This is a genomic window from Myxococcus sp. CA005 (assembly GCF_006518205.1).
Lineage (GTDB): Bacteria > Myxococcota > Myxococcia > Myxococcales > Myxococcaceae > Myxococcus > Myxococcus xanthus.
Genome location: NZ_SRLV01000001.1, coordinates 191,688 through 212,200 on the forward strand (window position 1 = coordinate 191,688; position 20,513 = coordinate 212,200).

Genomic DNA, 20,513 nt, shown 5'->3' on the forward strand with positions numbered 1-20,513 from the left:
AAAGCTCCTGGCTCAGAAGAAGTAGAGGATGAAGCCCAGCTTCACGGAGGGCATGGTGGCGCGCACGGAGAGGTTCCTCGCGGTGACGTCCGGGTCATCCGTGGCGTCCTGGAGCAGGGCGCTCGCGTCGTCCACGCCCAGGTCCACGTAGCTGAGGCCCAGGTGCAGGAAGAAGTTGAAGCGGCTGGCCGCGCCCACCTCCAGGCCCACGCTGCCGGTGACGTAGTTGTACGTCACGTCGCGAATGGCCGCGCTGGCCCGGCTCGGCGTCGCGCCCAGCCAGTCCACCACGTCGTTGTAGTCCGAACCGAAGTAGTGCCCCGCCTCCACGTTGAAGGACGGCGCCAGGAAGGTCTGCATCGGCAGGATGCTCAGGCCGCCGCGCAAGCCGAAGCTGAGCGTGTTGGTGGTGGGACCCGCTTGCAAGCGCAGCCACGGCAGCGGCCGCAGCACCGCGGACAGGCCCACGCCGTGCGGCGCGCCCGCGTCCAGCATGAGGCCAAAGCGGTGTGGGGTATCCGACCCATCGGCCAGGGCCGGTGTCGCGGCCCCCAGGCCCAGGGCGCAGGTGAGCGCCGCGCCGTGCCGTCCCAGCAGGAATGTCCTTTGTCGTCTCGTCGAGGATGTCGCCATCGTCATGTCGTGTTCCAGCGTGTTCCGGCCCGGTGGCCATCATTCGCGCGACCGGGCGGAAAATGAAGCGGCGTCAGGGAAAATGACGGCGGGAAGAGGCCGCTTCGGCGCTGGTATCCGACATTGGCGGCCTGGGCCGCCGGTAATTCAGGGTTCTGCCGTCCGATTGGCGGCGAGCCCGATGACGTTGACCATCAAATCCTTGATGCGGCGCGGCTTCTCTCCGCCGTTGTCGCGGAGGATGAGGTCGATGTCGTCGTCGGCCCGGTGGTACTCGGGGATGAGGTCTCCGCCGCCGTTGGGGTTGGACAGGCCTTCGAACATGAAGAGGACGTCCTCGCCCTTGCGTCCGAAGGACGCACCGTCCTGCCGGTCGCGGAACACGTTGATGTCCCGGTTGATGCGGTCGAACGGGTCATCGAGCTTCGCGTTCGCCTGGTCCAGCACTTCCCGGAAGTAGTTGGGCTGCCCGCGCGAGTTGGTGTCCACCACCGACAGGCGCTGGTCATCCCAGCGGCCCACCATGTCCACGTTGATGACGCCGGCAATCTCCTCCATGCCGAGCCCCGGAATCGGGTGGTCCACGAAGTACTGCGAGCCCACCAGGCCCTTCTCCTCGGCGCCCGTCCACAGCAAGAGCACGGAGCGGTCCAGCTCGCCGCGCTTGGCCGCCTCCGCCAGCTCCGGCACCGCCGCCATCAGCACCGCGCTGCCGGAGGCGTTGTCGTCCGCGCCGTTGAGGACGTTGCCGCGCCGGTCCACGCCATCGTGGTCCAGGTGGGCCATCACCACGATGACCTCGTCCTTGTTGGGCCCCGAGCCCGGCAGCAGCGCCATGGTGTTCACCGCCTGTCCGGACGCGGAGGCCAGCTGGCGCAGCTCCTCCACGCTTCGCTGCGCCCCCGCGCGCGGCGGCGCCAGGGGCAGGCCGCGCGCGTTCATCGACTTCTCGTACTGCTGGTTGAGCAGCGCGAGCGTCTCCTTGGGCATGTTGTCGTCGAGGTAGAAGCCGCCCTCGAACAGCGCGTGTCCGTAGGTGCTCGGCGTGTGGGCGTGCTCGCCCGACTCGCCGCGCACCCCGGGCCGGCCCGCGAACGAGTACACGTCGAAGCGCTGCTCGAAGGCGTTGTCCGGGTTGTTCGTGTTGGGGCCGAGGAGGCCGTACTTCTGCACGTGCTGCTGCACGTACAGCGACGCGGCATCCAGACCGGCTGACGGGCTGTCGCGGCCCTGGAGCTCGTCCGAGGACAGGTATGCGATGTGCGTCATCGGGTCCGAGTCCACCGCGGCGCTGTCCACCTCCGGCTCCGGCGCGGGGGCTGGCTCCACCGGCGCGGTGGGCGGCGGCGTGGGCACGGTGCACACGAGCGGCCGGGGCGCGCGAGCCGACGACTCGAAGCGGTCCGCGTTCCAACCGGGAGGGGCGCTGGTGGGCTTCGCCGGGGACTCGGAGGCCCGGGCGTCCTTCGCCACGGCGGCGCGCGGCGGGAGTGAGGGGAGAGGACGCGGGCTGTCGTTGACTTTCGTGGCCATGGTGGAGGAATCCCGGTGCGCGTGGGGGTGGCGCGTCTTGGAATTATCCGCCCCAGCCGTCCGGAAGTTGTGCGCCTTCTTTTCCCCTGAGATTGCCGGGGGTTGTTGAAGGCCGGACGTCGCTCCGCCCCGCCGGTCAATACCTGCACCTGGAAGCCGGTGACACGTTGCAAGTCCGGAAAGCACCGGGCTGCGAGTGGCCCGGGTCGACCGGCCCAGGACGGGGGGTCCGGATGATCGACGAAGTCGATCAACGTTTGAAGGCGTGGGTGGGCCGCATTGCCGGTGATGTCCCGGTGTTCCTGGGCGTGCCGGACCGCGAATCGCTCGAGCGAGGCGTCTGTCTGTACCTGTTGGAGCTGGGGCCCGCGCCTCCGGTCCGGAGCGGGGGCGGGGGGCGCGCGTCGCTGCAGATTTCGGTCTGCTACCTCATCACCGCGGGGGCGGAGTCCCCGGAGCGAGCGCACCGGCTGCTGGGTGAGCTCGTCTTCGCGGCCATGGAGGAGGCGGACTTCGAGGTGGAGCTCACGCCGGTGCCCACCACGGTGTGGGCCGGGCTGAGGACCGCGCCGCGTCCCTGCTTCCGCCTGCGCGTCCCGGTGCGGCGGGAGCGCTCGATGCCCGTCATCCACCGGGTGCTCTTTCCCGCCACGCCCCAGGCCACGCCGACGCCCGCGGAGGCGCTGTTGGGCTGTGTCGTCGGCCCGGGGGACGTGCCGATTCCGGGCGCGCTCGTCGAACTGCCCACGCTGAAGCTCACCACGCGCACGGATGCCAAGGGCTGCTTCCGTTTTCCCAGCGTGCCCCCCGTGGCCACGCTGGGACGGCTGGAAGTGCGCGCGAAGGGTGCGCTGCTCGAGCTGGGCCCGGAGGTGCTTGCCGCCGAGCCCCAGCCGCTGCTCATCCGCCTGCCGTTGAAGGAGGAGTGACATGCCGCAAAGCCACCCATCGCCTGTCACCTCCGAGGAGACGCTACGCGGCGCCGAGCGCGTTCCCGCGTCACCGAGTGCCACCGCGCCGAACCCTGCTCACGGGGCGCTGGAGACGTCCTGGATTGATGAGTGGGGCATGGCGCCCGAGGCGTCCTTCCCCGATGCGTGGAGCGCGCGGCTGAAGGCGTCCGTCGCCGGTGCGCCCGATGCGTGGAGCGTTGGCCCCGTGGCTTCCATTCCCGGCGTCTCCGATGCGTGGGGCGCAGGGCTGGAGGAGACTGTCTCTGCTGTGCTCGACGAGTGGGACGCAGGGCGGGTGTCGATTGTCCCTGCTGCGCTTGCTGCGCGGAGCCCGGGGCCGGAGACGACAGCGCCTGATGCGTGGGGCGTGGGGCCCGAGCTGTTCGCGGTTCATGCGCTGAGCCCGGCGGCTCGGGGCCTTCGGGCGGCCACGTCGGAGACCTGGGAACGGAGCGAGCCTCCCCCCGTGGCCACCGCAGGGAAGCGACGCCAAGGCGAATGATGGAACGGACAGCCTTCCGCGACAGGCCGGGCGATGGGGGAACCACCGGGCCTGAGGCGGGAGCGCTGGCCTGACTCGCTCAATGCCGCACGGTCCTCCAAGAGAGCAGGTCGATGTCTCGCGTCTTCGATGTCTCCGCAGTCACGGACACCCTTCGTCTGTCCCCCAACGGGACGGGGGAGGCCGTCTTCCACGTCATCAACGCCTCGCGTGCCCCCGTGCGCGCGCGCCTCTCGGTGGTGCCTGACGCAGGCGCCCGGCGCGAGTGGCTCTTCATCGACGGCGATACCCAGCGCGACTTTCCTCCGACAGGCGCGCAGCGAATCCTCATCCGGCTCCGCGTGCCAGCGGGGACGCCACCGGGCCACTTCACCTTCCACCTGCGAGTGGAGGACTGCGACGGCCCCGACACTCGGTTCGCGCAGGGGCCCGCCGTCACCGTCGAGGTGGTCTCCTCGCCGCCCGCCGCGAGGGCGTTCCCCAGGAACTGGGCTGTCATGGCGGTGGCGACGTTCATCCTGCTGGGGACGGTGGCCTCCCTGCTCGCCGCGGGCAGGGCGAGGCAGCCCAGCCCTGGGGCGCCCTGTCCGGATGGGCATTGTGGCAAGGGGCTGACGTGCGCGAAGCAGCTCGATGGGGGCGTGTGCCTGGCCTCGCAAGGCCAGCCCTGTGAGGCGGGCTCCCAGTGCATCACCGGCTTCTGTGAGCCCGGCGTGGGGTGCACGGTGCCGCTGGGAAAGGACTGCGTCTCCCCGGAGGACTGCCCGGGCGCGCTGACGTGTGCCGACGTGCTGGGCTCGTCCGTCTGTCTCCTCGAGCCGGGAGAGGACTGCGAGCACGACCGCGACTGCGCCAGCTTCTTCTGCAACGCGGAGCGCAAATGCAACCGCGATGACGGACGCTGTGACAGCAACGCCGAATGTCATTCGCCCACGCAGTGTGGCGCGACGAAGCTGTGCCAGCTTCCAGATGGACAGCCGTGCATGCGGCACGAGGCCTGCCTCTCCGGTTACTGCTCGGAGACCTGCCAGATATCGCCGGAGTCCTTCCAGTGCGAGTCACCGTGCCCCGCGTACACCGCATGTGTGTCGGGAAGCTGCACCCCCGTGGACGGCAAGCTCCTCAACCAGAACATGCTGCTGACGGCGCCTCGAATCCTCAAGGGCATCCGGGAGCTGCGCATCCAGCAGGGCACCCAGCCGTAGCCGGTGTGTGTCACTGCAGTGCCGGCCGCACCGTCTTGCCGATGTCCACCAGCCGCCGCACCTGTTCTTCGCTCAAGCCCAGGTGCCGCGCGGCGCCCGGGATGTCCCCCGGAATGAAGGCGCGCATGGCCCGGGGACTGAACCAGTTGAAGAGCGTCACGACGCCGCGGACCAGTGGGGACTCGGTGAACACCGCCGTGGGCGGAATGACGTAGTCCTTGGGCACCTGGTTGAGCGCCTGTTGCCGCTGGGTGGCATTGGGCCCGGGCCCTTCGGCCAGGACGAGCTGCCCGGTGGCCGTGTCCTGGTGACGCGCGATGAGCTCGCAGTAGCGCGCCCAGTCGTCGGGGGCCGGTGGCTGCGCGTTGTGCGCCACCACCAGCACCGTGCCGACATATGCCAGCCCCAACGTCCGGCTCTGCACCACATCCTGGATGTCGGGCGCGTCGAGCTGGACGGGAGCTGTCATCGCCGCGTCTCTCCGTTGGATTGCGAGCATGCCGGAGTGTTCCTCCGCATGACTCCATGTGCAACCTGTATTCCTTGGAATACTTGCCGCTCCGGCGCCCAATGTGGGGCGCAGGAGGAGCGGCTTGGAGCTACCGGGCAGGGACGCGGAGGACCAGGCCCGGCGGAGGTAGGCTCGAGGCGGAGGTGGTGTCTCCCCAGGCCGCGATGGTGCCGTTGTGCCGGAGCGCCAGGCTCTTGTTGAAGGCCTGGCCCGCGACGGTGGCGACATCCGTCAATCCCGGGGGGAGCGTCGTCTGGCCAAAGGCGCTATTCCCCCATGCGACGACGGTGCCGTTGGACCGGAGCGCCATGTAGTGGTGTTCGCCTGCCGCGACATCCACGACGTCGCTGAGGTCCGGGGTGAGCGCGAGGTCGTAGTACGCCGCGCCAAATCCCCAGACGGCCGCGGTCCCGTCCGCCCGCAGCGCCAGTGCGCTGCTGCTCGTGTTGGAGATGGCCACGACGTCGTCCAGGTCCGCCGGGACGACGAGGAGGTCGAACACGTCCTGCCCCCAGACGGTGACGGTGCCGTCCGCCTTGAGCGCCATGCCGTGGTACGCCCCCGCGGACACCGCGACTACGTCCTGAAGCCCTTCAGGGACATGCGTCTGCGGGTCGATTTCCGCACCGATGGCCACGACCGTCCCATCCCGCTTGAGCGCGAGGGCCAGGACTCCGCTCGCTCTGATGTCCACGACGTCCGACAGGCCCGCGGGCACCGGGACGGGGTCGGGGCCTCCCCACTTGACCACGGTTCCATCCGCCTGCAGGGCCACAGCGAAGGTCATCCCCGCGCCCACGCTCACGACATCGGAAAGCCCCGCTGGAATCGGAGTGACATCATTCAGGGGGTCGGCCGAGCCCCAGACGGTGACGGTGTTGTTCGGCAGGACGCCAATGCCCCAGTGGGCCGCATACGCGAGGGTCCGCTGTCGGAGCACTCGCAGCGACGCGGTGGCGGCGGGCTTCCAATCCACGCCAAGCGTGACGACGACCTCCTGCTCGCCGGGCACAACGCTCCCCGGCACGCGCACCACCACCTCCGTGTCCGACCAGGACAGGTACTCCTCGGCGTCCACGCCGCCGATGGAGACGCGGGAGGTGCCACGCATCTCGCCGAAGCCGGAGCCGGTGAGCTTCAGGTGGCCTCGCTGCACGGTGAGGGCGGGCGCCTCAAGCACCAGGGCATCCTGGCGGCGGCTCAGTGACAGGTCGACCGACGTCGTCTGACCCGGCTGGACCTCCAGCGTGTCCCCGGCCCGCTGGTAGTGGCTCCGATGGGCCTCCACGGTGTGCGTTCCCGTGGGGACGTTGTCGAACGTGAAGCGGCCTTGCGCGTCCGTGGTCACGCTGTCGCGCACGCCGGAGAGGATGACGGTGGCGCCCTCATGGTGGCTCTCCCCTTCGAGGAGGGCCTGTCCCGTCACGCGGCCGAGCTGTGTCCCTGAGTCGTGTGGCTGTGTGCCGGCGTCGGGCGTGGAGGCGGGACTGTCTGGGGTGCAGGCGGAAAGGACCAGGAGGAGGGCCCAGAGCCATGAGGTTCTTGCGAGACGCATCATCGGATTTCCAGTGTGTGCGGGGGAGGCGCTCCTCGGGCGGGAGGAGTCCTTCGACGAGGAATAAAGCCTGTGGCAGCCACCTGTCGCCCACTGGGAATTGTTATTCAAAATGCGTCTGGCGTTGCCAGCGTCTGCGTCTAGTCGAGGATAAGTTCCAACATCAGGTCGTCCTCGGGGTCCTCCTGGATGGATGCGTCCGAGTCGTCCACGTCGTATCCCTTGAGGGAGAAGCCCAGGGGCGTCTGTGCGCCGATGCAGGGAATCGTGCGGGGCGAGGTGCCCACGCCGTCGCCATCCATGTCGGGGTAGAGAACCGTCCAACGATAGCGCGCGGCGTCCGAGTCATCGCAGTCATTGCCCGTGGCCTGGGTGAAGTAGGGCTCGGGGAGTGACGCACCGGTGCACACGGTTCCTGCTTCGGGGTGGGTGTGCCCATCCGCGTCCCGGTCCACATGCGCGTAGGCCGCCTGTCGCCAGCGCGCCGCGTCTTCCGCCGCGCAGTCCGTCCCCCGGGCCGACCACGGCGCGGGCACCGTGCCATCCGTGCACAGCGCGACCGCGTCTCCCGCGCCCACGCCGTCCCCGTCCGCATCCGTCCACGCCTGGACGGTGGTGTGGATGCTCGGGTCCGCGTCGTCGCAGTCGTTCCCTCGTGGTGTGGTGGCATGGCCGGGCGGCAGCGCCATGCCCGAGCACACCGTGCCCACCTCCGGCGCGGTGAAGCTGTCACCGTCCGCATCCCGGTGCGAGTAGGCCAGGAGCCTCCAGAGGAGGGGGGCCGTGTCGTCGCAGTCGGTGTTCACCACCGAGTACCCAACGGGAATCTGCCGGCCCGCACAGAAGGTCTGCCGCGTGCCTGCGCCGAAGCGGTCCCCGTCATCGTCGGAATACACGTGCCAGGTCACCATGACGGTGGCATCGCGGTCGTTGCAGTCATGACCGGTGGGCCACTGGGCATAGCCCGGAGGAAGCGCCGCGCCGCTGCAGGTCACGCCCTGTTCGGGCACCGTGTCGCCGTCACCGTCCGAGTCCCGGTGGGCATAGGAGCGCCACTGCCACCGCGTGGCGTCCTCCGGCGCGCAGTCAACGGAGTCCAGCGCGTAGCCGGGAGGCGCCGTGCGGCCCGTGCACCGCATGACGGGGTCACCACTGCCGAAGCCGTCTCCGTCCACATCCGCGTAGACGGTGCGCTTCTGCCACCATGCGGCGTTCGTGTCGTCGCAGTCCAGGCCGCGCGCCTCCAGGGCGTAGCCGGCGGGAAGTGTCATGCCGGAGCAGACCCGGCCTTCCTCGGGCACGGTGAAGCCGTCGCCGTCCGCGTCCCGGTGGGTGTAGTCGCGCCACGTCGAGCGCGCGCGGTCGTCGGGTGCGCAGTCGCCGTCGACCGCCGCGTAGCCCCGGGGCAGGTCCTTGCCCGCGCAGTGGGAGATGGGCTCGCCGTTGCCGATGCCGTCGAAGTCCGCGTCTGGCCAGAGCTGGGTGGAGGCGGCGAAGCGGGGGGCGTTGTCGTCGCAGTCCGGCGCGCCGGGTTGCTCGCGGTAGCCCTCGAGCGTGTCTCCCACGCAGGCCGTCACGGGGCCCTCGCCGGTGGCGCCGTCGTTGTCCTGGTCCGGGTAGAGCCCGGCCTGCTCCCGCCAGCGGGTCGCGTCGCCCGGAGCGCAGTCGCCGCTCTGCTGGCTCCAGCCCTCCGGGAGTTGCTCGCCAGCGCAGACCTCGCGCAGCGCGCCAGCGCCCACGCCGTCGCGGTCATCGTCCGCGTGACCTTCCAGGATCCGCCACCGGTTCGCATCGCCGGGAGCGCAGTCCGCCGCGTCCGCGACCCCATCCCCGTCCGCGTCCTCTTCCGTGGGGCTCGCGCCCGGCGAACACCCCGCGAGGAGGCCCACCACGGTCAGCGTCAACGCCAGCCACGTCTGTCGATTCGTCCCCATGTGCGCCGTTTGTTCCATCCGCGTGTGGACCTAGGGGACGCGGGCCAGCTTGCAGGCGAACTGGATGTAATTGTTGGGATGGTCTTCCACGGACATCGTGAGCAGGTACGCGCCGGGTTTTGACATCGCAAGCAGGGCCATCCGGTCGCAGCGGCTCGCCAGTGTCTGAAGGCTCTCCTGCGCGCCGTGTGAAAGAACGATCTTGAAGGTGACAGTCCGAGGCTCTGCTTCGCCTTGGAGCACGCCCGTGACGTCGATGCGGCCATCGAGCCGGATGCTGTAGTCGTCCACGGTCGTGAAGACATAGGGCCGGCCCCTTGGCGCATCCTCCGCCATCGCGGCGGGCGCCGCGAACAGCGCCGCGAGCAGGGGGAGGGCCAGGATGCGCCGGGACAGGGACTTCGACATAAGGGGTTCCTCGCGGAGGGACTGAAAACGGGCGGATTCCGCCATGCGCCCACGCCCTATACGCCCTCCATTCGATTCCTTGGCGGATTCGGCGCGTCACGGCGCGAACGCCACCGTCCAACGCCCCCCGTGCTGCACCTTGTCACAGCCGTCCGGCTGCAATACGCCTAGAGGCATGTCCACCGCCGCGCTCCCCGCCGACTTCCTCCAGGCCATCACCGAGGGCTTCCCCGCCGACTTTCTCACCCGGGAGCCAGGGGAGCTCCAGGAGTACGGCCGCGATTGGACGCGCGTCTATGCGCCCGCCCCCGCCGCCGTGGCGCTTCCCCGGACGACGGACGAGGTCGCCCGGCTGCTGGCCCTGTGTCACCAGCATCACATCGCCGTGGTGCCCTCCGGCGGTCGCACCGGGCTGGCCGGCGGCGCGGTGGCGGCCCGGGGCGAGCTGGTCCTGTCCCTCCAGCGCATGACGCGCATGGGGCCGGTGGACCTGCTCGGCAACACGGTGCGCGTGCAGGCGGGCGCGGTGACGGAGGCCGTCCACCACCACTGCGCGGAGCACGGCCTCACCTGGCCGGTGGACTTCGCCTCCAAGGGCTCCAGCACGGTGGGCGGCAACATCGCCACCAACGCGGGCGGGGTGAAGGTCATCCGCTACGGCCTCACGCGCCAGTGGGTGCTGGGGCTCCAGGTCGTCACCGCCCAGGGGGAAGTGCTGGAGCTCAATGGCGCGCTGGAGAAGAACAACACCGGCACGGACCTGCGCCAGCTCTTCATCGGCAGCGAGGGCACCCTGGGCGTCATCACCGAGGCCACCCTCAAGCTCACCCAGCTCCCCGGCAAGCAGGACGTGTTCCTCTTCGCGGTGCCGGACGTGGCGGCCGTGCTGCGGCTGTTCCGCGACGCGCGCCGGCAGAACGCCTTCAGCATCTCCGCCTACGAGTTCTTCACCGACAGGTGCATGGCCCGCCTGGGCCGCCACCGCAAGCTGCGCCCGCCCTTCGAGACCCCCAGCGAGTGCTACGTGCTGCTGGAGGCGGAGGCGAAGGACGCCGCCGCGGTGGAGGGCTGGCTGGGCTCGCTGTTCGAGCGCGAGCTGGTGACGGACGGCGTCCAGGCGCAGGGCGCGGCGCAGGCGGCCGAGCTGTGGGCGCTGCGCGAGGGCATCAGCGAGAGCCTCTCCGCCACCGGCCTGCCGCACAAGAACGACATCTCCCTGCCGGTGGCGGGGCTGGAGGCCTTCTGCGCGGAGCTGGAGGCCCTCTTCAGCGCGCGCTACCCGGGCTGGGAAATCTGCCTCTTCGGCCACATCGGCGACGGCAACCTGCACGTCAACGTGATGAAGCCGGACGCCATGGACAAGGCGGAGTTCCTGGCCCACACGAAGCAGGCGGACCCCACCATGTTCGCGCTGGTGCAGAAGCACGGCGGGAGCATCTCCGCCGAGCACGGCGTCGGCCTGCTGAAGAAGGACTACCTGGGCTACTCACGCGCGCCGGCGGAGCTGGCCCTGCTGCGCACCCTCAAGCGGGCGCTGGACCCTCGAGGCATCCTCAACCCGGGCAAGGTCGTGGATGCCTGAGGGCGCCGGACGTCAGGACAGGATGCGCGTCTTGATGTCCGTCTCCAGCCCGGCGATGGCCTCGCACACCGGGGTGGACACGTCCTGGTCCAGGTCCATCAGCAGGTAGCCGATGTTGGCGTCCGTGCTGAGCACCTGGGCGTGGATGTTGGCGTTGAGGTCGGAGACGATGCGGTTGATGTCGCGCAGCACGCCCGGGATGTTGCGGTGCACGTTGAGGATGCGGTGCGTGCCCGGGATGAGCGGCGCCTCGATGTTCGGGAAGTTGACCGCGCCCGTGCTGGCGCCCGCCTTGAAGTACTTCAGCAGGCTGGTGGCCACCTCCTTGCCGATGGAGGCCTGCGCCTCTTCCGTGGACCCGCCGATGTGCGGCGTGAGGACCACGTTGGGCAGGCCCTGGAGCGCGGTGACGAAGCCGTCCGAGTTGCTCTCCGGCTCCTCCGGGTAGACGTCCACCGCGGCGCCGCCCAGGTGCTGGGACTGGAGCGCCCGCGCCAGCGCGTCGATGTCCACCACCGTGCCTCGGCTGGCGTTGATGAGGCAGGCGCCCTTCTTCATCTGGGCAATCTGCTCGGCGCCCATCATCATGTGCGTGGTGGGCAGCGCGGGCACGTGGAGGGTGACGAAGTCGGAAGCGCCGAGCAGCTCCTCCAGGGTGACGGCTGGCTGCGCGTTGCCCAGCGGCAGCTTGGTCATCACGTCGAAGTAGAGGACGCGCATGCCCAGCGCCTCGGCGATGACGCCCAGCTGCGAGCCGATGTGGCCATAGCCGATGATGCCCAGCGTCTTGCCGCGCACCTCATGGCTGCCGGTGGCCACCTTGCGCCACTGGCCCGCGTGGACCTCCTGGCTGCGCTCGAAGAGCTGCCGCGTCAGGACGATGACTTCCGCAATCACCATCTCCGCCACGCTGCGCGTGTTGCTGAAGGGCGCGTTGAAGACGGGGATGCCGTGCGTGTTGGCGGACGTCAGGTCCACCTGGTTGGTGCCGATGCAGAAGGCCCCAATGGCCAGCAGGTTCTCCGCGTGCTCCAGCGCCGCGAGCGGCACCGTCGTCTTGCTGCGGATGCCCAGCAGGTGCACCCCCTTCAGCCGCTCCGCCAGTTCGTCCGGCTTGAGGGCGGACGAGACGCGCTCCACCTGGAAGCCCTCGGCGGCCAGCATCTCCCCCGCGGACGGGTGGATGTTCTCCAGCAGCAGGGCTCGGAAGGGGCCGTCACTGCTGATGGCGCGCGTCGGAGAGGGCGGGAACTGGGGAGGGCTCATGGCGCCTTGCGTTAGACCTGGGGCTCCGGACTGTCAAGGGTGGGGTGGGGCTCGCTTGAGGTCCATGCGTCATTGCGCGGGGAAGCGCGGCTCGTAGAACTCCTTGGAGTCCCACTTGACGTCATGGAACTCCGCCTCGCCCGCCTTGGTCTTCGCGACGCAGCGGACGATGTTGTCCTTAGTGAACAGGCAGGGCTCGGCGTGGGGGTGGCCCGTCGCCGCGGTCTGGAACGCGCGGTGGATGAATTGGGGCTCGAGCTTGCCCAGGGCCAGGATGCGGTAGAACTCCTGGCTGAAGGGCAGGGCCTGGGAGGTCTGGTAGCGGCTGCGGAACGCGATGACGTAGGGCGTGCCATGGTTGATGAAGAGCCGGGCGAAGTGATGCTCCCAGCCAATCAGGCACGAGCTGAAGAAGGCGAGCAGCCGGGGCGGCTTCTTGCCGCGCTTGAAGGCCTGCTCGATGGCCTCGTAGGTGAACTCGACGTCGCGGCTGCTGTCGTTGTCGTCCACGGTCCACTGGATGACGCTTCTCAGCGTGTGGTCGGGGCTCAAGAGGCTCCAGCCCAGCTTCGGCATGATGAGTGACTCTTTCGCCCACTGGGTGAGCGCGACCGGGTCGAAGCCGGTTTCCACGCAGAGCTCCTCCTCCTTGGCCGCCAGTCCCTCCACCTTGGACTGGTCATTCCTGCACCACGTCGGGTAGCGGGGATAGGCCATGTCCATGGACGCGAGGCGCATGGCGTGCTTCGAGCAGCGCACGTTCCCGTGGGTGACGTGGTGGTAGATGTCGCAGTCGCCGAGCTGGTTCACCCAGGTGTCGAAGTTCGCGTCCCGGTCGAAGAAGCGCTCACGGAACGGACCCCGTGAGGCCAGGGCGAAGGCGTTGCTCACGTGCCCCAGCTCGACGTTCCACTGCAGCCCGGGGTCCGCGCGGTCGTAATAGAAGAGGGTGCTGAGCTGGTCGACAGGCGCGGGCGGGTCGAGCGCCAGGATGTCATCGTGGGTGATGTCCCAGCCCCGCAGCTTGAGGTTGCACTTGCCGCAGAAGTGCGGGTCGAAGCGGGCCGGCGCATGATGCGGGTACTGCGGCCGCTTCTGCTCCCAGTCGGGGTAGCTCATCATGCAGTTGTGGTCGAGCGGGTCGTGGTGCTGGGGAACCACGCCCGAGGAGGCCTCGTGGTGGGTCAACCAGAAGCAGTGGCCCACCTCGTGGGTGAAGACGAAGTCGGGGTTCGCATCCACGCTCTGGTCGATGATGCCCAGCAGGTCGCCGTTGCCGTTGGAGGTCGTGGGCACCTCTCCGGCGTCCGACGTCTCGAGCGCGTCCACGATGTCGTCCGACAGTTTGTATTCGAGCATGACGATGCCGCCGCAGGGCGCATCCCCCGTGCGGAGTCTGTCGGAGATGCGCGAGAGCAGGAATCCGCCGGCGCTGCGGACGTTCGCCGTGCTGACCAGCTCGTTGAACATGTCGCTGACGAAAAACCAGATGTTGTTCTTCTGGTTGGCGCTGAGTTCCACGTCAGGGCGGAGCCGCACGACGGGGCTGGCGTCATGCACGTGCGTGGTGTCCAGCAGGCCAACGACGCTGGCGACGGACGGCTTGACGTGCGTCCGGATGTGGGTGAACCAGTCCGAGTAGTCCGTGTCGTTGATGACCTGGGAGATGCGCCGGTACTGCGTGTGGGAGAAGTCGACCTCCAGGTAGGCCTCCGCGTAGCGGTCCCGGCACTTCTGCGGCAGGTTCCCGTGGTTGCGCAGCGGCCAGCTTACGATGCCGAAGACCTCCACCCGGCGCCAGACGACGATGGGCTTCGTCTCGTACTGGCAGACGGGGTTGGCGGCCTCAAGCTGCATGGCATTGCCGCGGCCCGCGTAGCTGAGCCGCGCGCGCACCTGGTATCGGTCGCCGGCAATCAGTGACGGTTGGAGGTAGATGCCCGAGCGGCCCACGCGGTTCGGATGCGCGGCGCCGTCCGTGAATGCGGGGACCCAGAGCTTCTTGGCCCTGGCGTCCTCCGTGGGCGTTGCGTAGGGGGCATAGGACTGGGGCTCCCGCCAGAAGGGGTTGCGGAAGTTGCCGTCCTGGGTGCGGATGCCGCCGTAGGCCACGGGGCAGTTCGTGCCACCGTCGCCCGCGAGGTCGACGAAGTCGCTGCCGAGGACGCGGTTGACGTAGGCCCGGGTTCCCAGGTGCAGGTCGTGATTCAAGGGCAGGTGCGACACGTCCTCGCCCGGCTCGAGCGCGGACCAGTCCACCCGCACCGCGCCCACGGCCTGGGGGGCGGCGACGCGGCTTCCATCATGGCCCTTGAGGTAGATGACCGCTTCGAGCGGCACGAGCGGGCGGTTGAGCTTGCCGGCCTCGCTCCTCGTCTTGTTGTGCAGCGTGCTCCAGTCGATGGCGGCATTGCCCCGGTTGGAAGGAATCTGCCGCATGAACTCGTCGGTCTGGTTGGCGAGGTCCTCGTCGAAGCCCACGGCCTCCACGTAGACCCGCAGCGGCGCTCCATTCCCTCCTGGAATCGCGGTGCCTTCCGGGACGGGGTTGCTCTGGTCGTCGACCAGCGTCGGCCGTGCGCCATGGGCGTGCCCCAGCGCGCCGTCCAGCGCGTTCTCGAAATCGTCGTTCGTGGGCGCGGGGATGATTCGCAGGTCGCCGTGGTTGCGACGGAAGCGCTCCTTGGCCTTGTCCAGCAGGTCCGGGGTGGCCGCCGCGCGTGCCGGAGGGCCGGCGTAGTACCCGAGCTGGTTGAGCTTGTGGCAGATGCTGGCGGCGGTGCCCCGGACGAACACCTCGCCGGTGGCCAGCCAGGGGCCGCGGACGACCTCCACGGAATGGTAGAGGACGTTGACCCGCGCGGTGGTGGGAGGCGGGAGCGGCAGCTCCCTCGCTTCTTCCTCCGGGAGGGATTCATCGCGCCGGGACTCGCAGGGCGCCACGCTGCCCAGCTCGGTGTTGGGCAGGTCCTCGGGCTGGCGCAGGTCCTCGCGCGCATCCTCTTCGATGACGGCTTCGACCCGGAGCGTGTAGGGCGCCCTCAGCGGCGTGGCGAAGGGTTCCTGGACGGCGTCATTGCCCACGTTCAGCGCGCCCGACCAGGTGATGGCCGCAGGGCCGCCGCGGCAATCGAGCGCGTCCGAGCGGTACACGAGGGCATCCGCGTAGTCGCGCACCTCCAACTGGACGGAGACGAGCCGCCCTTCATCCGGCGGGTCGTAGGTGACGGCGAGCGTCTCCTGGGAAGGAGCGAAGTGCGTCCAGTCGCAGCGCAGGGGGAGGTAGGGCATGGTCAGGGCACGGTAGGGGAGCGCCCGCGACGGGGCCGCAGGTAATGGCGCTCAATCCAGTCCATCTTCCGGGAAGGCGTGAGGTACGGCCGCGCGAGCACGGCCTGGGGCCAGGCATGGGCCGGGTCCGTGTCGAAGTGCTCGCCCAGGCAGAGCTGGCAGGCGATGAAGCGGGCCACGTCCCAGCGTGCGGTGATGCCATGCCGGGCCGCGGCGTCGATGCCGCGCTCGGCCCGTGCGCGCAGCTCCCGCTCCTTCAGGTCCGCGCTCTCCCGGGGGAGCTGCGTCCTCAGGAAGCGCACCACGCTGCTCACGTAGGTGCCGCGTATCGAGGTGTCGAGGCACGCCATCTGTTCGGGTCGAATCCTCAGGACCACGCACGCTCCGGGACCGAACGGCCGAATGTGTGAATTTTAACGCGCGACGGGGAGGGCCTTCAACCGCGAGCGGGTGGCCAGATGCGACAGCGGGGCGGCCACTCCGTGAAGAGTGACGCGCCCCGCGGTGCCCACCTCGTCGGTGGAACGTGACTACTGAACGGTCCAGCCCACCGTGCCGCTGCAGCTGGTGTTGCCGTAGCAGCCCGCGCGGATCTGATACGTGCCGCCCGCGCCCGCCGGCACCGTGTAGGTGGCGTGGGAGAGCGAGCCGCAGCCGGCGCCGTCGTCGTTGAACTTCACCTGCGTGCCGGCGGCGTTGTACAGGCGGATGAACGAGTCGCCCGTGCCGGAGGCGCCCGTCACGTTGCAGGTGCCGAAGGAGAGGCTCTGGCCGGCCGTGAGGGTGACGTTCTCGTTGGTGGTGTTCTGCCGCGCGCTGTCGGAGTTGACCGAGCTGTAGTTGAACGTGCCGGAGTTGGCCGGCGGCGTCGCCGTGCCAATGGTCCACGCCACCGTGCCGCTGCAGCTGGTGTTGCCGTAGCAGCCCGCGATGATTTCGTAGTTCCCAGCCGCGCCGGCCGTGAAAGTCACGTTGGAGCCGCGGCCCGTGGCGCAGCCGTCATCGTTGGAGGCGACCTCGATGCCGCTGGGGCCATTGACGCGCAGCCACGTGTCGCCGGTGGCGCTGGCGCCCGTCAGGCCGCAGGTGCCCACGGTGATGCTCTGGCCGGCGGTGAGCTCCACCGTGTGGCGGGTGGTGTTCACGGTGGCGTTCTGGGTGTTGCTGGCCGTGAAGTCGAAGGACGTCGGCGGCGGCGGCGTGGTGTTGCACAGCCGGACGCTGGTGTTGGTGGCGCAGAACGCCTCGATGGCCGGGCGGATGTAGGTGATGTCTTCGCCGCTGCACCCGGTCTCCGCGCACTGGTTCACGACGCGGCAGCTGCCCTGGTAGACGTAGTCCGTCGTACCGCGCACCAGGATGCCGGCGATGGTGTGGCTCGACATGTCGTAGACGGCCGAACCGGAGTTGCCGCCGAAGGTGTCGGTGGTGGCGACGAAGTAGTCCAGCGTGCTGGCGCGGCCGTTGCGGACGCTGCCGCCCGAGTCAATCTTGAGCGGGATGCCGCTGCCCGAGCCGATGACGGCCACGTTGGCGCCCACCGCCATGGCGGCGTTGCCCGGGCGGATGGGCGCGGGCGTGAAGCGCGGCGCCGCCGAACGGTCCAGGCGGATGATGGCGTAGTCCAGCGTGCGGCCGCTGGAGGTGTTATCCCGCCGCACGACAATCTCCTTGCAGCTGAAGATGTCCTGCGTGGTCATCGTCTGCACCGAGTTCGCGTCAGGCCGGTAGAAGTTGAAGGCCCACTTGAAATCCCTGCAGTCGGCCGCGGTTTCCACGCAGTGGCCGGCGGTCAGGAGGAGGTCATCGTCGATGAGCGTGCCCGAGCAGTAGCCGGGCGACGGGTCGTCGATGAAGCGCTGGCCCGCGCAGAGGTTGACGTATTCGCCCAGGGTGGGGCTGTCGAAGACGACGTTGTTGGGGTCCGAGTCGTCAATCTCGTACGGGTCGACCATGACGGCGCTGGCCTGCATGGCGTACTGCCGCAGGGTGGCGTCGGGGTGCGCGTACACGTCCATCCGGTCGTCGTTGCCATAGACGACGGGCTGCTCGGTGGAGCCGCTGCCGGCGGGCTCGCCCTCCTGGGCCGGTCCACAGGCCGCGACGGAGAAGGTACACAACAGCGCGCCGAGCAGCTTCCTGCGGGCGTCGGTCCGGGGGATACGCATGAGACAACCACTCCTACGGGAGATGTGAGGCCCAGCCCCGTCGGGGGCGGGCCGCCGCAATATATGTGAAAAAAGGCGTTCCTGCTGTCTGCTGGCGGACAGTTCGCGTGCGCCTCAGTCCGCGTCGGGGTCGCGCAGCCACTGGAGGGCTTCCCCCCGCGTCTCGAAGGTGCGGGTGGGGATGCTCAGCATGGCGCGCTTCGTCATCCGCCAGGCCTGGAGTCCGGAGGGGGCGTCACTGACGACCCGGGCGGAGCGCTTCATGCCGTGGAGCTGGGCGAAGGCGTTGAGGCTGGCCATGGCCGTCACCACGTCGCTGGGCATCACCCGGAGCTGGGACTGGTCCACCAGGGCGGACCACTCACCGGCCAGGTCGTTGATGGCCTTCTTCACGTCGGCCAGGTACTCGGCCAGGTCCGCGGTAGTGACTTGCGGGGGATAGACAACCTCGAGGATGCGGTCCTGCGAGTGAACGGTGATCTGGAATGGCATGACGGTGACGGGCTCCGGACGGGCGCGCCATCCTAGCCGCAGGCGGTGACACGTCTAGAGCGGGAGGGCGGATGGGGCGCCCTGGCGGCACCTTCCCGGCCCTGTCCGGAAGGGCAGGGAATGTCAGACCCACCTGGTACTGACGTCCCTGCCGCTGCTCCGGTACCGGCGCGCCGAAGGGGCGCGCCGGCGGCTGCACCCGGCAAGGGGGTTTCATGAACACGAAGTTGTACGTCCTGGGCGCGGTGCTGGGCGCCGCCCCGGGCCTGCTGCCGGTGGTGTCGGCGCCGCCGGTGGCGTCCACGCAGGAGTCGCGTCAGGACTCGCGCGGGACTTCTCGAAAGGGCCGGGGAGGCCCGGCGAAGGGCGCATCCGCTCCCGTCCATCCGGCGGGCGTGACGCCACCTCCAGAGGCGAAGGACGCGCTGGAGACCCAGGGGGCGGTCCCCGACGAAGGCCGCACGAGGGGTGGAGGCCAGAGCAAGGCTCCACGCCATCCGTGCGAGGCCATCACCATCATCCAGGTGCCCTGCGATGCCGAGCAGGAGGCCTGCGAGTACACGTACTGGCACTGCCCCGAGGTCGTGAATCCGCTCCGGGCGTGAGTGACTGCAGCAGCAAGGAGCGCACGGGCGGCCGGTTCCGCCCGTGCGCTCTTTTTTCGCGACGTGTCGGCCGTTCGCTTTTCTCCGGTGGCGCGTGTCCGTCTTGCTTGACACCCCGGATTCTCCGTCGGAAAAGCCCGGACACACGAGGCGGCCCGGCTATTTTCCTCAGAGGCCGCCGGGGAGCCCGGCATTGAAGCTCGCGACGCTCAAGGACGGAACCCGTGACGGCCGCCTCATCGTCGTCAAGCGGGACAACACGGCCTATGCGCTGGCCACCAACGTGGCGCTCACGCTGCAAGCCGCGCTGGACGACTGGGAGACGAAGGAACCCCAACTGCGCGCGCTGGACGCCCAGTTGGAGGCGGGCACGGTGCAGAGCCGCCCGCTGGACGTCAGCGCCCTGCACGCGCCCCTGCCGCGCGCCTACGAATGGGTGGACGGCAGCGCGTACCTCAATCACGTCATCCTGGTGCGCAAGGCGCGCGGCGCCGAGCCCCCGGAGACGTTGAAGACGGACCCGCTGGTGTACCAGGGCGGCTCCGGGGACTTCCTGGCGCCCACCGCCGACATCCCCCTGGCCGACGAGGCCTGGGGCCTGGATTTCGAAGGCGAGGTCTGCGCCATCCTGGGCGACACGCCCCAGGGCACGAAGGCGGAGAACGCGGCGCCGCACGTCAAGCTGCTGATGCTGGCCAATGACGTGTCCCTGCGCAACCTCATCCCCAACGAGCTGGCCAAGGGCTTCGGCTTCTTCCAGAGCAAGCCGGCCACGGCCTTCAGCCCCTTCGCGGTGACGCCGGACGAACTGGGCGCGGCCTGGCACGACGGGCGCATCCACCTGCGGCTGCGCTCGGTGCTCAACGGGCAGCAGGTGGGCGACACGGACGCGGGTCCGGAGATGCACTTCTCCTTCTTCGACCTCATCCAGCACCTGTGCAAGACGCGCAGCTACACGGCGGGCACCATCCTGGGGAGCGGCACCGTGTCCAACGCGGACCGCGAGCGCGGCATCTCCTGCCTCGCCGAGCGCCGGATGATTGAGACGATTGAGCAGGGCGCGCCCAAGACGCCCTTCATGAAGCCGGGCGACACCATCGACATCGAGATGACGGACGCCGAGGGCCGTAGCGTGTTCGGCCGCATCTCGCAGAAGGTGGTGAAGGTTCCATGAAGGGCCTTCGGCTCTACAGCTACTGGCGCTCGTCCGCGTCCTGGCGGGTGCGCATCGGCCTGCACCTGAAGGGGCTGGAGTTCGAGTACGTGCCGGTGCACCTGGTGAAGGACGGCGGCGAGCAGAACAGCGCCGCGTACCGGGCGGTCAATCCCATGCGCACGCTGCCCACGCTGGAGTGGACGGAGGCGGATGGCACGGTGCGCCGGTTGTCCCAGTCGCTGCCGGTGCTGGAGTACCTGGAGGAGCGCTTCCCGGCGCCCGCGCTGCTGCCCGCTGACGCGTTCCTCCGGGCGAAGGCCCGGATGCTGGCGGAGATGGTGAACTCCGGCATCCAGCCCCTGCAGAACCTGTCCGTGATGCAGCACGTCAAGCAGTCGCTGAACGCGGACGACAAGGCGTGGTCGGCCTACTGGAACACGCGGGGCTTGGAGGCCCTGGAGGCGGCGGTGCAGTCCACGATGGGGCGCTTCTGCGTCGGGGATGCGGTGTCGCTCGCGGACGTGTGCCTGGTGCCGCAGCTCTATGGTGCGCGCCGCTTCGGCGTGGACCTGGCGCCATACCCCACGCTGCTGCGCATCGAAGCCGAGTGCCAGGCGCTGCCCGCCTTCCAGGCCGCCCAGGCCGACCGGCAGCCGGACGCGGTTCCCGCCTGAGTCCGGTGTGGCGGCCGCGCCTGTCGTGGGCGCGGCCGTCGTAAG

Annotated in this window: 18 protein-coding genes; 7 read left to right on the forward strand and 11 right to left on the reverse strand. The window is 69.4% G+C overall.

The genetic code is table 11. The annotated features are described in order from the left end of the window. Positions 1–12 precede the first annotated feature (12 nt). Entirely contained in the window at positions 13–639 is a 627-nt protein-coding gene (locus FMQ63_RS00755; RefSeq protein WP_011556298.1) for a hypothetical protein, read from the reverse strand. Positions 640–780: 141 nt separating this feature from the next. Then, positions 781–2,166, reverse strand: a complete 1,386-nt coding sequence (locus tag FMQ63_RS00760) for a M28 family metallopeptidase (protein ID WP_011556297.1) — start codon at positions 2,164–2,166, stop codon at positions 781–783. 233 nt (positions 2,167–2,399) lie between these two features. Between FMQ63_RS00760 and FMQ63_RS00765 the strand changes: the two genes are divergently transcribed. The 3 genes from FMQ63_RS00765 (at position 2,400) to FMQ63_RS00775 (ending at position 4,826) form a co-directional block, all read left to right on the forward strand. Beyond that, positions 2,400–3,095 (forward strand): carboxypeptidase-like regulatory domain-containing protein, encoded by a 696-nt coding sequence (locus FMQ63_RS00765; RefSeq protein ID WP_225909546.1) that lies wholly within the window; start codon positions 2,400–2,402, stop codon positions 3,093–3,095. 1 nt (position 3,096) lies between these two features. Continuing rightward, the gene (locus FMQ63_RS00770; protein ID WP_011556295.1) at positions 3,097–3,621 is read left to right on the forward strand and encodes a hypothetical protein; all 525 of its coding nucleotides are present in this window, start codon (positions 3,097–3,099) and stop codon (positions 3,619–3,621) included. Positions 3,622–3,734: 113 nt separating this feature from the next. Beyond that, the gene (locus FMQ63_RS00775) at positions 3,735–4,826 is read left to right on the forward strand and encodes a hypothetical protein (protein WP_011556294.1); all 1,092 of its coding nucleotides are present in this window, start codon (positions 3,735–3,737) and stop codon (positions 4,824–4,826) included. Positions 4,827–4,836: 10 nt separating this feature from the next. On the opposite strand, the gene FMQ63_RS00780 is transcribed toward FMQ63_RS00775, so the two are convergent. From FMQ63_RS00780 to FMQ63_RS00800, 4 genes are all read right to left on the reverse strand, one after another. Further along, entirely contained in the window at positions 4,837–5,325 is a 489-nt protein-coding gene (locus tag FMQ63_RS00780) for an STAS/SEC14 domain-containing protein (RefSeq protein WP_225909545.1), read from the reverse strand. A 100-nt stretch (positions 5,326–5,425) separates the two neighbouring features. After that, positions 5,426–6,763, reverse strand: a complete 1,338-nt coding sequence (locus FMQ63_RS00785; protein ID WP_020478028.1) for a carboxypeptidase regulatory-like domain-containing protein — start codon at positions 6,761–6,763, stop codon at positions 5,426–5,428. Positions 6,764–7,032: 269 nt separating this feature from the next. Further along, a complete protein-coding gene (locus tag FMQ63_RS00795; protein WP_225909544.1) occupies positions 7,033–8,826 on the reverse strand; it encodes a hypothetical protein in 1,794 nt (597 codons plus the stop codon). Positions 8,827–8,856: 30 nt separating this feature from the next. Continuing rightward, a complete protein-coding gene (locus FMQ63_RS00800; protein WP_225909543.1) occupies positions 8,857–9,234 on the reverse strand; it encodes a hypothetical protein in 378 nt (125 codons plus the stop codon). Between the two features lie 175 nt (positions 9,235–9,409). On the opposite strand from FMQ63_RS00800, the gene FMQ63_RS00805 reads away from it, so the two are divergent. After that, complete coding sequence (locus tag FMQ63_RS00805) at positions 9,410–10,816, forward strand: FAD-binding oxidoreductase (protein ID WP_011556289.1); 1,407 nt, start codon at positions 9,410–9,412, stop codon at positions 10,814–10,816. A 12-nt stretch (positions 10,817–10,828) separates the two neighbouring features. Here FMQ63_RS00805 and serA read toward each other — a convergent pair whose 3' ends face one another. From serA to FMQ63_RS00830, 5 genes are all read right to left on the reverse strand, one after another. Continuing rightward, positions 10,829–12,082, reverse strand: a complete 1,254-nt coding sequence (gene serA, locus FMQ63_RS00810) for a phosphoglycerate dehydrogenase (protein ID WP_011556288.1) — start codon at positions 12,080–12,082, stop codon at positions 10,829–10,831. A 69-nt stretch (positions 12,083–12,151) separates the two neighbouring features. Then, positions 12,152–15,373: a hypothetical protein gene (locus FMQ63_RS00815; protein ID WP_011556287.1), complete on the reverse strand. Its 3,222-nt coding sequence runs from the start codon at positions 15,371–15,373 to the stop codon at positions 12,152–12,154. A 2-nt stretch (positions 15,374–15,375) separates the two neighbouring features. Then, positions 15,376–15,723: a hypothetical protein gene (locus FMQ63_RS00820; protein ID WP_216608565.1), complete on the reverse strand. Its 348-nt coding sequence runs from the start codon at positions 15,721–15,723 to the stop codon at positions 15,376–15,378. 180 nt (positions 15,724–15,903) lie between these two features. Beyond that, positions 15,904–17,541 carry a serine protease gene (locus FMQ63_RS00825; RefSeq protein ID WP_011556284.1) on the reverse strand — a complete coding sequence of 546 codons (1,638 nt, stop codon included), beginning with the start codon at positions 17,539–17,541 and terminating at the stop codon, positions 15,904–15,906. A gap of 114 nt (positions 17,542–17,655) precedes the next feature. Next, a complete protein-coding gene (locus FMQ63_RS00830) occupies positions 17,656–18,033 on the reverse strand; it encodes an STAS/SEC14 domain-containing protein (protein ID WP_011556283.1) in 378 nt (125 codons plus the stop codon). Positions 18,034–18,248: 215 nt separating this feature from the next. Here FMQ63_RS00830 and FMQ63_RS00835 point away from each other — a divergent pair, with 215 nt between their 5' ends. From FMQ63_RS00835 to maiA, 3 genes are all read left to right on the forward strand, one after another. Continuing rightward, complete coding sequence (locus tag FMQ63_RS00835; protein ID WP_011556282.1) at positions 18,249–18,638, forward strand: hypothetical protein; 390 nt, start codon at positions 18,249–18,251, stop codon at positions 18,636–18,638. Between the two features lie 193 nt (positions 18,639–18,831). After that, positions 18,832–19,812: a fumarylacetoacetate hydrolase family protein gene (locus FMQ63_RS00840; RefSeq protein WP_011556281.1), complete on the forward strand. Its 981-nt coding sequence runs from the start codon at positions 18,832–18,834 to the stop codon at positions 19,810–19,812. Further along, the gene (gene maiA, locus FMQ63_RS00845) at positions 19,809–20,468 is read left to right on the forward strand and encodes a maleylacetoacetate isomerase (RefSeq protein ID WP_011556280.1); all 660 of its coding nucleotides are present in this window, start codon (positions 19,809–19,811) and stop codon (positions 20,466–20,468) included. The genes FMQ63_RS00840 and maiA overlap by 4 nt, the downstream gene beginning before the upstream one ends. Positions 20,469–20,513: the final 45 nt, after the last annotated feature.

Excerpts from the sequence above, each read along its gene's own strand:
- FMQ63_RS00775 (WP_011556294.1), top strand. The coding sequence starts at position 3,735 with ATGTCTCGCGTCTTCGATGTCTCCGCAGTCACGGACACCCTTCGTCTG.
- FMQ63_RS00780 (WP_225909545.1), bottom strand. The coding sequence starts at position 5,325 with ATGCTCGCAATCCAACGGAGAGACGCGGCGATGACAGCTCCCGTCCAG.
- FMQ63_RS00795 (WP_225909544.1), bottom strand. The coding sequence starts at position 8,826 with ATGGGGACGAATCGACAGACGTGGCTGGCGTTGACGCTGACCGTGGTG.
- serA (WP_011556288.1), bottom strand. The coding sequence starts at position 12,082 with ATGAGCCCTCCCCAGTTCCCGCCCTCTCCGACGCGCGCCATCAGCAGT.
- FMQ63_RS00805 (WP_011556289.1), top strand. The coding sequence starts at position 9,410 with ATGTCCACCGCCGCGCTCCCCGCCGACTTCCTCCAGGCCATCACCGAG.
- FMQ63_RS00800 (WP_225909543.1), bottom strand. The coding sequence starts at position 9,234 with ATGTCGAAGTCCCTGTCCCGGCGCATCCTGGCCCTCCCCCTGCTCGCG.
- FMQ63_RS00815 (WP_011556287.1), bottom strand. The coding sequence starts at position 15,373 with ATGCCCTACCTCCCCCTGCGCTGCGACTGGACGCACTTCGCTCCTTCC.
- maiA (WP_011556280.1), top strand. The coding sequence starts at position 19,809 with ATGAAGGGCCTTCGGCTCTACAGCTACTGGCGCTCGTCCGCGTCCTGG.
- FMQ63_RS00825 (WP_011556284.1), bottom strand. The coding sequence starts at position 17,541 with ATGCGTATCCCCCGGACCGACGCCCGCAGGAAGCTGCTCGGCGCGCTG.
- FMQ63_RS00835 (WP_011556282.1), top strand. The coding sequence starts at position 18,249 with ATGAACACGAAGTTGTACGTCCTGGGCGCGGTGCTGGGCGCCGCCCCG.
- FMQ63_RS00765 (WP_225909546.1), top strand. The coding sequence starts at position 2,400 with ATGATCGACGAAGTCGATCAACGTTTGAAGGCGTGGGTGGGCCGCATT.
- FMQ63_RS00770 (WP_011556295.1), top strand. The coding sequence starts at position 3,097 with ATGCCGCAAAGCCACCCATCGCCTGTCACCTCCGAGGAGACGCTACGC.
- FMQ63_RS00830 (WP_011556283.1), bottom strand. The coding sequence starts at position 18,033 with ATGCCATTCCAGATCACCGTTCACTCGCAGGACCGCATCCTCGAGGTT.
- FMQ63_RS00820 (WP_216608565.1), bottom strand. The coding sequence starts at position 15,723 with ATGGCGTGCCTCGACACCTCGATACGCGGCACCTACGTGAGCAGCGTG.
- FMQ63_RS00760 (WP_011556297.1), bottom strand. The coding sequence starts at position 2,166 with ATGGCCACGAAAGTCAACGACAGCCCGCGTCCTCTCCCCTCACTCCCG.
- FMQ63_RS00755 (WP_011556298.1), bottom strand. The coding sequence starts at position 639 with ATGACGATGGCGACATCCTCGACGAGACGACAAAGGACATTCCTGCTG.